This window comes from Bacillus sp. USDA818B3_A, assembly GCF_009928415.1.
Lineage (GTDB): Bacteria > Bacillota > Bacilli > Bacillales > Cytobacillaceae > Neobacillus.
In genome coordinates this window covers 1-13,024 of the sequence record NZ_JAABNN010000021.1, presented here as the reverse complement: position 1 = coordinate 13,024, position 13,024 = coordinate 1, and the positions used below count along the sequence as shown (strand labels likewise).

Annotated in this window: 14 protein-coding genes and 1 riboswitch; of the genes, 2 read left to right on the top strand and 12 right to left on the bottom strand. The window is 39.0% G+C overall.

What is annotated here, in order from left to right; translation table 11 throughout:
- Positions 1-31: 31 nt before the first annotated feature.
- Positions 32-133: riboswitch (purine riboswitch) on the bottom strand.
- A gap of 233 nt (positions 134-366) precedes the next feature.
- The 7 genes from GXK58_RS22360 to GXK58_RS22330 all read right to left on the bottom strand — a co-directional run bounded on the left by GXK58_RS22360 (position 367) and on the right by GXK58_RS22330 (position 7,534).
- Entirely contained in the window at positions 367-1,617 is a 1,251-nt protein-coding gene (locus GXK58_RS22360; RefSeq protein WP_202171433.1) for a C40 family peptidase, read from the bottom strand.
- Between the two features lie 253 nt (positions 1,618-1,870).
- Entirely contained in the window at positions 1,871-2,623 is a 753-nt protein-coding gene (locus GXK58_RS22355) for an NADPH-dependent oxidoreductase (protein WP_160725401.1), read from the bottom strand.
- A gap of 67 nt (positions 2,624-2,690) precedes the next feature.
- The gene (garD, locus tag GXK58_RS22350; protein WP_160725400.1) at positions 2,691-4,205 is read right to left on the bottom strand and encodes a galactarate dehydratase; all 1,515 of its coding nucleotides are present in this window, start codon (positions 4,203-4,205) and stop codon (positions 2,691-2,693) included.
- A 283-nt stretch (positions 4,206-4,488) separates the two neighbouring features.
- Positions 4,489-4,818: a hypothetical protein gene (locus GXK58_RS22345; protein ID WP_202171432.1), complete on the bottom strand. Its 330-nt coding sequence runs from the start codon at positions 4,816-4,818 to the stop codon at positions 4,489-4,491.
- Positions 4,819-5,337: 519 nt separating this feature from the next.
- Positions 5,338-6,066, bottom strand: coding sequence for an amino acid ABC transporter ATP-binding protein (locus GXK58_RS22340; protein ID WP_160725399.1), 729 nt, complete (start codon positions 6,064-6,066; stop codon positions 5,338-5,340).
- Positions 6,063-6,707 carry an amino acid ABC transporter permease gene (locus GXK58_RS22335; RefSeq protein WP_160725398.1) on the bottom strand — a complete coding sequence of 215 codons (645 nt, stop codon included), beginning with the start codon at positions 6,705-6,707 and terminating at the stop codon, positions 6,063-6,065. The genes GXK58_RS22340 and GXK58_RS22335 overlap by 4 nt, the downstream gene beginning before the upstream one ends.
- Before the next feature lie 56 nt (positions 6,708-6,763).
- Complete coding sequence (locus tag GXK58_RS22330) at positions 6,764-7,534, bottom strand: transporter substrate-binding domain-containing protein (protein ID WP_160725397.1); 771 nt, start codon at positions 7,532-7,534, stop codon at positions 6,764-6,766.
- Between the two features lie 338 nt (positions 7,535-7,872).
- Here GXK58_RS22330 and GXK58_RS22325 point away from each other — a divergent pair, with 338 nt between their 5' ends.
- Both GXK58_RS22325 and GXK58_RS22320 read left to right on the top strand, forming a co-directional pair.
- Positions 7,873-8,592, top strand: a complete 720-nt coding sequence (locus GXK58_RS22325) for an AzlC family ABC transporter permease (protein WP_160725396.1) — start codon at positions 7,873-7,875, stop codon at positions 8,590-8,592.
- Positions 8,583-8,909, top strand: a complete 327-nt coding sequence (locus GXK58_RS22320; RefSeq protein ID WP_160725395.1) for an AzlD domain-containing protein — start codon at positions 8,583-8,585, stop codon at positions 8,907-8,909. The genes GXK58_RS22325 and GXK58_RS22320 overlap by 10 nt, the downstream gene beginning before the upstream one ends.
- Positions 8,910-8,987: 78 nt before the next feature.
- Here GXK58_RS22320 and GXK58_RS22315 read toward each other — a convergent pair whose 3' ends face one another.
- The 5 genes from GXK58_RS22315 to GXK58_RS22295 all read right to left on the bottom strand — a co-directional run bounded on the left by GXK58_RS22315 (position 8,988) and on the right by GXK58_RS22295 (position 12,748).
- A complete protein-coding gene (locus GXK58_RS22315) occupies positions 8,988-10,010 on the bottom strand; it encodes a tRNA dihydrouridine synthase (protein ID WP_160725463.1) in 1,023 nt (340 codons plus the stop codon).
- A gap of 237 nt (positions 10,011-10,247) precedes the next feature.
- Entirely contained in the window at positions 10,248-10,976 is a 729-nt protein-coding gene (locus GXK58_RS22310) for an amino acid ABC transporter ATP-binding protein (protein ID WP_202171434.1), read from the bottom strand.
- Positions 10,977-11,003: 27 nt separating this feature from the next.
- Entirely contained in the window at positions 11,004-11,669 is a 666-nt protein-coding gene (locus tag GXK58_RS22305) for an amino acid ABC transporter permease (protein WP_160725393.1), read from the bottom strand.
- 35 nt (positions 11,670-11,704) lie between these two features.
- Positions 11,705-12,487: a transporter substrate-binding domain-containing protein gene (locus tag GXK58_RS22300; RefSeq protein ID WP_160725392.1), complete on the bottom strand. Its 783-nt coding sequence runs from the start codon at positions 12,485-12,487 to the stop codon at positions 11,705-11,707.
- A 102-nt stretch (positions 12,488-12,589) separates the two neighbouring features.
- Positions 12,590-12,748 carry a DUF1540 domain-containing protein gene (locus tag GXK58_RS22295; protein WP_160725391.1) on the bottom strand — a complete coding sequence of 53 codons (159 nt, stop codon included), beginning with the start codon at positions 12,746-12,748 and terminating at the stop codon, positions 12,590-12,592.
- Positions 12,749-13,024 lie beyond the last annotated feature (276 nt).

The window sequence follows — 13,024 nt, the reverse complement described above, 5'->3', positions numbered from 1 at the left end:
CGAAGGTTCTGCAAAGGACAATAAAAAATAGCCTAAGTTCATTGCCCCTTGTAGACAGGCTATTTTCGGCAGCCTGGTAGAGACGTTCAAGCCATATTCTTGAACATATACAAGGAAATACTTATAAAATAATTAAGGGTAATCGTAACAAGGTAGCAGCGAAGAGTCAATAATATCAGTCATATTCAGCCAATTAAAATTATTCGTTTGTTTCTATCTATTTATCTTAAAAATAAGTTATATCTTATTCTATCTGGCTTGAAACTTGTTTTTTCTATGTGCAGTATAAAAAATATTTTTACACACAAAAAAACATCCTATGCCATGATAGGATGTTTTTAGATATTTAATTTAGTTAACCGTTTTTTAACGTAGAACTCTTGCAGCACTAGAAAACTTAGATGGGTTATAAGAAGCGATTTTTACAACATCACCCGTTTGTGGAGCATGAATGTATTGTCCGCCTCCAATATAGATACCTACATGATAAGCAGGATTACCCCTGAATACTAAATCACCCGGCTGTACTTGACTTGGGGAAATTCTTGTTCCCACATTTTGCTGGTCCCTTGACACCCTTGGAAGATTGATGCCTGCAGCATTTCTAAATACATAGGAAGTGAATCCTGAACAATCAAATCCGCTTGGTGTGGATCCGCCCCAAACATAAGGAACACCTAAGAATTTTTTCGCATACGCAATGACAGCACTTGCCGATCCAGTGTTTGCAGGAGGTGCAGAAACTGTTGGCGCTGTTGGTGTTGTTGACTTAGTTGGTGTTGTTGACTTAGTTGGCGCTGTTGATTTTGCAGGCGTACTGCTTGCAGGTGCCTTCGGCTGCACGGTCTGCTTGGCTGGTTGTGTAGCAGGAGTTGACTGCGCTGTAGTCTCTGCAGCTGCTTGTTCGGCACGCTGACGTTCTTGTTCTGCCTTTGCGGCAGCCGCTGCAGCAGCGGCACGTTGTCTAGCCTCTTCAGCCTGTTGCTCCGCCAATTGAGTTTTTTGGCTTTCTAATGTATCTTTTGCCGTTGCTAATTCAACTTCAATCTCTTTTCTATCTTCTTTTATGTTGTTTTGTTCAATTGCTAGTTCATTTTTGCTCTCTTTTAATTGATCGTATTCTTTATTTAATTTTTCCTCTGCAATTTTTAAGACTTGTTCTTTTTCATTTAATCCGTTAAGTAAGTCTGTATCACTTTCTAAGATATTAGAAATAGCAGTAAACCTAGTTAAAAACTCAGAAATATTGTCGGATGACACCAAAAGTTCTGCGTATGTAGCGATTGACTGTTTCCCTTCATACTGAATGCTTTTTAGCCGCTCAGAATAAACTTCTTTATGGGCATCTAAAGACTTTTGAGCTTCAACGATTTCGCCCTTTGTCTCTTCAATCTCTGCTTGTTGAGTCTCGATTTGGTCATTTAGTTTTTGACTCTTCTCCATCGCTAGTGAGATTCGGTTGTCTAGCTGTTGAATCTTCGTTTCAAAGTCATCAATTTTGCCTTGGGTAGCATTGATTTGTCCTTGAGTCACTGGGTTAGCAAAAGCAGGTGTTGTATGAATCATCGCAGCAATAATGGAAGCGGATACGGTATATTTGATTAATTTTTTTAACATTTTAAATTCCCCTCTAGTAACCTATGTAAATTGATTCTTAATTTCTTCTTAATATATTACTAGTTTATAGTCTGGATTGAATAAAAACAATGAAACCGTCGATAATGTAATATAAATGTAATTTTATGTAGAATAATCTTATATATTTTCGACATATATTCATTCCTTATAGAAAATACCCTTAGTACAAAGAAAAAGAAACAGGGTGAAATCCTGTTTCTTTAGTGCTTGGACCACTTAAGATCCCCTTCTTCTATTTGTAACGAAATCCTTGTTTCTTTATCGCAGGACTGGTGCTTTTTGCATATTGTTCAAATCCCTCATCGTAAAAATGTGCTACTTTACTGGACCAGTCACTGGAATCTTTGCCGCTTGTGCGTTCTGCCATATAAGCTGAAATCGTATTATCATATTGATCAATGACTGCCATTTGAACCTCAGCATCATACTTTTCTTTATGAAGTGTTGCCTTAAGAGGCAGCCTAGGTTTCTGGTCAGGGATTGTTCTTGGATGACCAACAACCAAGCCCGAAATCGGAAATACATATTCCGGGAGGTTTAACTTGTCAACAAAGGTCTGAGGGTTTCTCCTTACCCCTCCAATTGGCACAATACCGAGCCCCATCGATTCAGCCGCTACGACCGCACTGCCAAGTGCAATCCCGACGTCCGTTGATCCGACGATTACAGCTTCAAGATCATCGACAATTTGAAAATCATGGCCATGTTTTTCAGCTGCCAGCTTTGCACGATAAAAGTCGATGCAAAAGACAAGGAATACCGGAGCCTCTTCTATCCATCGTTGGTTACCTGCAGCCTTAGCCAATGAGGATTTCTTTTCATGCTCTCTCACTTCGATCACACTAACCTGCTGACCGTTAATCCAATTCGGCGCAGCTAGGGCTGCCTCAATAATTGTTTTAACCTGTGCTTCGGTTACTTCTTTTTCAAAGTCAAATTCCCGTATGGAACGGTGATTCCTTAATAATTCAATTGTTTTATTCATATCATCACTCCTCCTGTATACCATACCCTGAGGAGAACCCTAAATTCAAACTAGACACATATTTTAATCAGGTTATTGGTGCTGGGTTAAAGAGAGTAAAATCATTATAAATTTCATATTTTTCTGCATAAGTTTGTTTTCTTCCGCTGGCAACATCGATAATTTCATTGAATAATTGAGTTCCAATTTCTTGAATGGTAGCTTCACCCGTTGCAATTGGTCCTGCATTGACATCAATCAAATCTTGCCACATATTTTTCATATCATCTCTTGAACATACTTTAATGACTGGTGCAGCTTCTAATCCATAAGTTGTTCCCCGTCCTGTCATAAAGACTTGAAGAGTCATTCCACTAGATAACTGGCACGAGCCGCATACAAAGTCACTGGCTGGAGTTGCAGCAAAAATCATACCCTTTTTCGTTGGTCTTTCTCCTGGTGAAAGAACCTCAACAATCGGAGATGAACCAGATTTAGCAATCGACCCCATTGCTTTTTCAACAATATTCGATAAACCGCCCTTTTTATTTCCAGGCGTTGGATTCGCTGAACGGTCGACTTGGCCATTATTCAGGTATTGATCATACCATTTCATCTCGTCAGCTAATTTCTTCCCAACTTCTTCGTCCACACAACGCTCTGCAATGATATGGACACCATCACGGACCTCAGTTACTTCAGAAAACATAACGGTTGCACCAGCATTGACTAACATATCGGCTGCATATCCGGCTGAAGGGTTCGCTGTTACACCTGAGAACGCATCACTGCCGCCGCATTGTAATCCAATGCATAATTGAGAAAGGGGCAGCTCAACACGAACTCTTTCATTTAATCTTTTTAATTTGTTTTCAGCCATGTTCATAATTGCTGCCATAATCGCATCATGACCCATTTCGTTTTGAAATGTTACAATATTGTCTGAAGTGTTATATTCTTCATCCAGTAACATTTCTAAGGTTAACTTTTCACATCCCAATGAGATGATCATTGTCTCTCCACCGAAATTTGGATGTTTGACCATGTTTTGCAGCATTCGAATTGGGATAACTGCTTCAGGTGCATTGATGGCGACGCCGCATCCATAGGCATGGTTGATTGCGACAACATCATCTACATTTGGATATTTTGGAAGAAGTTCTTTTTTAATTCTCTTTACCGCGTTATTTAATACACCTGTTACGCATTGAACAGTTGTAACAATTCCCAATATATTTCTTGTTCCAGCATATTCCCCGTTTTTGTTTGGATAACCCATAAACGTCTTTGCTGGCGGTTCAGGTAAGTCTGTTACTAAATTTGTTCCAAACTGCATTTCATCTAGGCTTGGCGGAATTGGAAGTTCCAGCATATGTTCATTGATCCAGTCGCCCTTTTCAATAGAATGTAAGGCATATCCTAGCGTGACGCCATATCGAATGATTGGTTCGCCTTCGCCGATATTGGATAGGGCAATTTTATGTCCTTGGGGAATGTTCTGGTTTGCTAGAATATCGTCCATGACAATGGTACCTGCCGGAATTGCATTTACTGTAATAGCAACGTTATCATTCTCATTGATTATAATATATCGATTTCCCACTGCGTTCCCTCCTAAACTCTTGTTCTATTCTCAAGACCATTGTAATCCCAGCTCATATATAAAGTAAAAGTGATTATATTTAGAGTTCTATTAGTAAAATTAAGAGTAGTAAGGAGACTGTAAATGGGAGTAAGGATTATTTTGCCGATAAGATAATAGATGTCTAATAGATCCTTAAGAGCAACTGGGGGAATAAAAAACAATTGATAAGATGGACTTGGTGTAAGTAGGGATAAGAAGTAATTGCTACTAAATTAGTTATAAGGATAAAACTAAAAAAAAATTAGCCAAAGTACACTGTTACACTCTCTTCTTTTTGTGCCGTTGCCAAACAATTTAGTATAAAAGTCAGGATTTGTTTTTGATCCCAAGATAATAGATCACCTTTGAATTTGCTGTCACCATTATCATATAATTCCTTGTAGGTATTCAAAGCCTTTTCAATTTGTTGTCTTGAGAAGGTAGTACTGGCGCCTATTCCACTCACTCCTGCATAGTATTTAATTGCATCAAGCAGCCTGTACAGTATGACTGCATTATAATTTCCCATGCTAAAACGCGCATAAGCAATCTCTTTTCCTACTTTATTGTATCCTAATATATCATGGCCCATTAATCATTCTCCTTCAATTATAAAATTGTTAACAAGGAATGCGATTTTCTTAGAATGCTCCCAAATAAAAATTTACATGGCTATCACTCCTTTCACGCTTGTTTATATATTAGAAGGTTTTCGTTTAAAATTTTATGGTAGGACAAAAGATTAGTATCGGTGGAAAAATGTGAAGTTACGATCAAGGGGTTGTTCCGAAACGCTCGCTTAACTCATTAGTTGTTTTCATTTCAAGAGGCTTTTATGGGAGGATTATGAGGAGAGGAACGGCAAAATAAAAAAGGAAATTATTTTATTGTCTTTTTTCATATTGCTACTTTCCTACAGAAAAAATAATATCACATTCTCTTTCAAAAAATTTTGTCTTTTCTCATACTTCTCTACAATTATGTGAACACTTTCTTATGTACTTTTTTTACTTCAATATAAAAAAAAGAGCATGAATCCATGCTCTAAAGTGAAATAAATAGCAAGCCCTTACGTATTTCTATTTTAGGATACCGACCTTTGCTATTTTGTTTATAGTACCTTACTTAAGAAAGCCTTAGTTCTTTCATGCTGAGGGTTACCGAATAACTGATTCGGTTCATTTTCTTCAACAATATACCCTCCATCCATGAAAATAACACGATCTCCCACTTCTCGGGCAAATCCCATTTCATGGGTAACAACTATCATCGTCATTCCTTCTTTAGCAAGCTGCTTCATAACCTCTAAAACATCCCCGACCATCTCCGGGTCAAGTGCTGAAGTTGGTTCATCAAAAAGCATGATTTTTGGATTCATTGCCAGTGCTCTTGCAATAGCAACGCGCTGCTTTTGTCCGCCAGATAGTTCTCCTGGATAGCTGCTTGCTTTCTCTTTAAGTCCAACCTTTTCAAGCAACTCAAGGGCCATTTTTTCAGCCTTTGCTTTATCAAAAGAAAGGATTTTAATAGGGCCTAGAGTAATATTTTCTAAAACGGTTTTATGAGGGAACAAATTGAACTGTTGAAATACCATTCCAACTTCTTGTCTAACCTTGTTTATATTAATCTTTGGGTCAGTTATATTATGGCCGTTAATGATTACCTCGCCACCAGAGATTTCTTCTAGGCGATTTAGACACCGAAGGAAGGTACTCTTTCCTGATCCAGAAGGACCTATGACACAAATTACTTCCTTTTCCTGCACTTCGGCATTAATATCTTTTAGCACCTCTAGTTTCCCAAAGGACTTTCTTAAGTTTTTTACAGTTATAATGCTCATCGAACTTGAATCCTCCTTTCAACAAAATTAGCAAGAAGGGTTAATAAATAAATAATGATAAAATAAATAACACCTACAGCCAGCCAAATCTTAAAAGCTTCAAAGGTTGCTGAAGCTTGAATTTGACCCTGCTGAGTTAAATCCGCAATACCAATAACGGATAAAAGAGACGTGTCTTTTAAACTAATAATGGATTGGTTCGTAATCGTAGGAAGCATTCTTCTAAAAGCCTGAGGCAGGACCACGTAACGCATGGTTTGCGCCCCAGTAAATCCAATGGATCTAGCGGCTTCTGTTTGTCCCTTATCAATGGATTGAATACCTGCTCTGATAATTTCTGCAAAATAGGCCCCGGCATTAATCGCAACAGTGATAATACCAGCAGTGGTACTGTTCAAGGAAATCAAATGCAGGGAATTTACTCCAAAATAAATAAAAAATAGCTGTACGATAAATGGTGTTCCCCGAATCGCATCCACATACAATTTGGCAATCCAATTTAAGATCTTAATAGGCGCAAGCCGTAACAGGGCCATCAATAACCCAATTAAAAAACCTAGAATAATGGCAATAACAAATATATAAATGGTAACTTGAAGGCCCTTTAATAAAATCGGTATAGATGCTGTAATTACGTCCATATTTTTCATCCCCTTTCAAAAAGAAAGCGCGCTTTATGCGCGCCCGTTGATTTAAATTATTCAGCAAGATAGGTTTTTACAATTTTATCATATGTTCCATCTTTTTTGAGTTCAGCAAGTCCTTTATTAATCTTTTCAATTAAGTCCTTGTTTTGCCCTTTCAAAACAGCAATTCCATATTGGTCGCCATTTAAGCGGTCCCCAACAATTTTCAAACCAAGGTCCTTCTGTGCAATCGCATAGGAGATGACAGGATAGTCTTCAATAAGTGCATCTGCATTTCCATTTGATACTTCCTGGAACATGGCTGGACTATCGTTAAATTGGACCACTTTTATTCCCAGTTTTGATGCATTATCTTGTGCATATTTCGCACCTGTCGTTCCTTTTTTAACAGCAACTGTTTTTCCTTTAAGATCATTAACTGATTTAATACTTGAATTATCTTTTTGAACAACAACAGTTAAGCCTGCATCGAAATATGGAGTTGAAAAGTCTACTACCTTTTTTCTCTCATCTGTAATACTCATTCCAGCAATAGCTACATCAAGTTGATTAGCTTGCATGGCTGGGATAATTCCACCAAAATCCATTGGGTTAAGTTCTATTTTAAAGCCTTGATTTTTCGCAATTGCATTGATTAAGTCAATATCAATCCCTTTATACTCATTTCCTTCTTTATATTCAAAGGGAGGGTAAGTAGTATCGACACCAACTTTATATACCTTTTCACTATCTGCTTTCTCTTTTCCTGTATCCTTGCTTCCGCAAGCAGCGATAAAGATAGTAAGAATTAAAAACAGACTAAATAAACCAATTTTCCTCATTTAGCACACCCCTATTTTTTGATTATTGTTAATAGAGTAAAAACAATACTTTATTAATATAGCACAAACATTAAATGTTGTAGAAGTATTAATTTTTGGTATAAACATAATTTGCCCTTTATATCAAAATATTCTAAATAATCAATCCGCCGTTTTTGTCTTTTTGAGCATCCTTATTAAACTATTTAAATATAATCCAATTTTCTAAATTCAATAATATGAATGTACTAAAACACCTTCATCTGAAAAATTGTATTGCATAGAATTATATCATTGAAGCCATACAATGAGGATGATAAAGTATTTACATACAATTTTTTATAAGTGGGTGAAAGATTTTGAACATCAGTGATAACACTTTTTTGCGGGAAGAAAACAACTTCTTTGCCGGTGTACGGGATTGTCTGCCCACTGTACTTGGTTACTTAAGTATTGGCTTTGCGGCAGGTGTTGTGGAAAAAACAGCAGGACTTTCGATTGTTGAAATTGGTTTGATATCCTTGCTTTTATACGCAGGTTCTGGTCAATTTATTGCTGCCGCAATGATTGGGGCAAATAGTCCCGCTCTAGCGATCATCTTTACTATTTTCTTTGTGAACCTCCGCCACCTTTTAATGAGCGCGGCTTTATCGCCTTATTTCCGTCATCTTACACCAGGCAAGAATATATTAATCGGTTCTTTACTGACTGATGAAACCTTTGGTGTAGCAATGAATGAAGCAGCAAGCAAGAAATGGCTTAGCGAAAAATGGATGCATGGGCTAAATATAACTGCTTATTTGAATTGGTTTATTGCCAATATTGCAGGGGCATATTTTGGTGAATGGATTTCAAATCCGGAAAAATTCGGTCTTGATTTTGCCTTGCCGGGAATGTTTATTGGACTTCTGGTCCTGCAGATGGCCAGCCGAAAAAAATTGCTGAAAGATGTAATTGTCGCACTAAGTGCCGTTGCCATTGTTGTTGGGGTAGGCTTAATGGCATCTGGAAGTGCAGGTGTTATTGTGGCAACTATCATTGCCTCCGGCGTGGGAATGGCGGTGGAAAAATGGAAGTAAGATGGTCGATCTTTTTAATTATTTTAGGCTCAGCCCTTGTAACATTCATTCCAAGAGTGCTTCCAATTGCGATTCTAAGTCGTGTTGAACTGCCAGATTGGGCCATGCGTTGGTTGAACTACGTTCCCATTGCCGTTATGGCAGCCTTAGTGGGGCAGGAATTGATAACACCCAACGGAAAACTGGAACCTTTGCAAAATAACCTTGAACTGATTGCCGCGCTGCCCACCTTTATTATTGCGATTGTAACACGCAGTTTATTAGGAACTGTTTTAGCAGGAATCGTCTCGATAATGGTATTACGTTTTGTGTTTTAAATTTCAATAAACAGAAATAAATCAGGCCCCTGATAGACATATCCTTCGTCTATCAGGGGCCTGATTTCAGCTGCCCTTTTAACTTCCTACTTCACTTTTATCCTGATTTGGGGCACTGCTACTGTTCTCTTTTCCATCAAGATTCTTTGATTCAAAGTTATCGAGCAATGCACGAACTTCATTTGTTGATTTCGTGTTCATCAATTGATTTCTTAAAGCACCAGCCCCTGAGAATCCTTTGACATATATCTTAAAAAATCGATGAAGCGCTGTGAACCGCCGCAGCTCTAGATGCGAATACTTATCATGAAGGTCCATATGCAGTCTTAAGAGATCAAGTAATTCCCGACTGCAATGATCTTTCGGCTCCTTTTCAAAGGCAAATGGATTATGGAATATACCGCGGCCGATCATAACCCCATCGACATCATATTGTTGGGCGAGCTTCAAGCCAGTTTGATGGTCAGGAATATCCCCATTGATCGTCAAAAGGGTCTCAGGAGCCAACTCGTCACGAAGCTTTTTAATCTCCGGGATCAGCTCCCAATGAGCAGGTACTTTGCTCATCTCATCCCTTGTACGGAGATGAATGGACAGATTGGCAATGTCCTGTTCCAATATGTGTTTCAGCCAGCCCTTCCATTCGTCTACTTCCGTAAAGCCAAGCCTTGTCTTTACACTTACGGGCAATCCTCCTGCTTTAGCCGCTTGAACTAATTCAGCTGCAACTTCAGGCCGACGGATCAGGCCGCTTCCCTTCCCGTTCTGTGTCACATTAGGGACGGGACAGCCCATATTGATATCCAGACCCTTAAAGCCCAGTTCCGCCATACCAATGCTCATTTTCCGAAAGTTTTCAGGCTTATCCCCCCATATATGAGCGACAATTGGTTGTTCATCCTCTGTAAAAGTCAAACGCCCGCGCACACTTTTAATTCCATCTGGGTGACAATAACTCTCGCTATTTGTAAACTCTGTAAAAAACACATCAGGTCGGGCTGCCTCACTCACTACATGACGAAAAACAACATCCGTCACTTCTTCCATGGGCGCTAGTATAAAAAAAGGTCGTGGTAAATCACGCCAAAAATTATCTTTCATATTCAAATTCAAATCCTCTCATTATGGGATACCATGCAAACCCTTTATCCCAAAATTAAAAAAGCAAGATGCTCTTTTACACTTATACCACGCTCAAGTACTATTAATCAAACAGATTGGAACTGTTTAATTTCACCAAATCAAAATTTCCACATACAAAATAGCCCAGTTTGAACTGGGCCATTTCGGTATACTCTAATTAAAAACGATCTTTGCAGCCAGAAACCCATTTGCAAATTATTTTAACATGGTAGCTTGGAGGAATTCTTTTGTACGCTGCTCCTTTGGATGATCAAAAAATTCATTCGGCCGATCTCTTTCGATAATTCTGCCATCATCCATGAAGACAATCCAATCAGCAACCTCACGAGCGAAGCCCATTTCATGCGTAACCACTACCATGGTCATTCCTTCATCGGCTAACTCCTTCATGGTTGCCAATACCTCACCAACAAGCTGCGGATCCAGGGCGGATGTCGGTTCATCAAAAAGCATGATATCCGGCTTCATCGCCAGCGACCTGGCAATTGCTACACGCTGCTTTTGACCGCCGGACAATTTGCTGGGATAAACATTCGCCTTATCCTCGAGGCCCACCTTTTGGAGCAGCTCCTTTGCTTCAGCAATGGCCTGGTCTTTTGGGATATTTTTTACCATGATGGGTGCTTCAATGACATTTTCAAGAACGGTTTTATGCGGGAATAGATTAAAGTGCTGGAAAACCATCCCCACTGTTTGGCGGACATTGTTAATATTGTGGGTTTCCAGGCTAATCTCTTCGCCGCGGATTGAAATTCTCCCACCATCCCTTTTTTCTAAAAAGTTAAGGCATCGCAGCAGAGTACTTTTACCAGAGCCAGATGCTCCAACCAAACAGACAACTTCACTTTCATACACAGACACGTTTATATCTTTTAATACATGTAAATTGCCATAAGATTTATGTAAATTTTCTATTTTAATCATTTCTCGTTCATTCACTTTTTCGTCCCCCTATCGATCACTAACTGCCAATCTCTTTTCGAACAGGCTCACCAGCATGGTTAATACTGCAACTAGTACTAGATAATAAACAGCTACTATTAATAAGTAGGTCATTTCATCGAAATTATTGGAACCCAGTGTCGTCGAAACATTAAACAGCTCATTCATCGAAATAAAGGCTGCGAGAGATGAATCCTTAAGTCCAATAATAAATTGGTTACCAAGCGGAGGCAGTGCCCTCTTGAAGGCCTGTGGAAGAATGATACGGCGCATGGCTAGAATTCTCGTCATACCGAGAGAGCGCGCCGCTTCCATTTGCCCTTTATCAATGGACTGAATCGTCCCCCGGAAAATTTCTGCAATATAGGCACCGTTATGGAAGGCGAGCGCAAGAGCCGCTGCCCAAAAGTCAGGAATGAGGAAAATCCCGCTGAAGCCAAAATATAGAATAAATATCTGGACAATGAGTGGAGTTCCCCTTACAAGGAATACATACGCATTTGAAATATAGCCCAATACTTTAATCCTTGAAATTTTTAAAAGAGCAAAAAATAATCCGAATAAAATCCCAATTAAAATGGAAACGATCGTAAGTTTTAACGTCAACAGCGCTGCATCAATGAAAAGGTTTTCGCTGCTGAGAAATGTATGTAAAAAGTGCGAAAAACTAGGCAAAATAACGACATCCTTTCTTTCTATTAATCAATCTATTATTCTGGTTTTTTCGTAATATCTTCACCAAAATACTTTTCGCTGATTCGGGATAGTGTTCCATTGTTACGAAGTTTTTGAAGTGCTTTATTTACCCGCTTGAGCAGGATTGGATTATCTTTCGGAATAACAATCGCCTGCTCGCTTCGCTCGATTAACTGCTGCCCCTGAATTTTGAATCCTTCCTTTTTTGCACTTTTACCAGTGACAAAATCGGTAATAACGGCGTCATGCCGGCCAATACTTAGTGCTTTTAATGCCGTAATATCACTGTCGTACATTTTAATATTGCTGGTATACTTTTTAGCTGTATCCGCATAGGTGGAGCCCTTTGCTACAGCAACTTCTTTTCCTTTTAAGTCATCTACTGTTTTAATTTTGCTGTCAAGTCTTGTGAAAATCTGTGGACCTGAATAATAGTAGGGTGTGGAAAAATCAACTTGTTTAGCACGCTCTGGGTTAATGGTGTGGCTGGCAACGGCTGCGTCTGCCCGCCCCGTTTTAATACCCTCGATGAGTCCTTTGAATTTCATCCTCTTTTGGACTGGTACAAGTCCCAATTCTTTTCCGACTGCGTTTCCTACCTCAACATCGAATCCAGTCATCGATAAATCATCATTTTTAACGTAGCTAAAGGGCTTAAATTCTCCTGAAGCTGCAAAAATAAATTTCTGCTTATCTATCAGCTTTGTTCCATCTGCCAGCTGGTCCTTTTGGATGCAGCCAGTCAGCACCCCCATCAGAAACACGCACGATAGAATTATTATGTATCGTTTTCCCATGCTTGATTTTCTCCTCTCTCGTTCAAGCTATACCGTTACTTTCCAAAAATTAAGAAAGGGACTGCTCTTCTGCTTCAGAAGCAGAAGAGCAGTCCCCTGTTTTTATTCACGAAGCTCGAAAGTTTTGCAAGCTGTTTCTTCTACTGTATCAGCCTCTCTGCTGCCGTGTGAACCTACCACATAGATGGAGTCAGCCACACATTGGTCACCATCAGCCCAGTATTTGCAGTTTTTAACATTACATTTCACATCCAGTTTCATATTGTGCCACCCCCTCTAAACGATTTTCTATTTAGATACCCTCTTGAAGTAAGTTGAAACAAAATCCTTCGACAATTATTGCCCGCTTCCAAAGCAGCTCCATCATCATAAATAAAAAAGGCCCTCATCATATGTGAGAAGATGATGCTTTTGCAGTGAGTATCTCTTAAATACGGATTTTTACTTAGTCTTCAATACAGCTTTGTTAAGCTTTTTACAAGAGTAGAGTAAGAAACTGATTTCGAAGGGATAGCTTACGCTATCTCTTTTACTTTC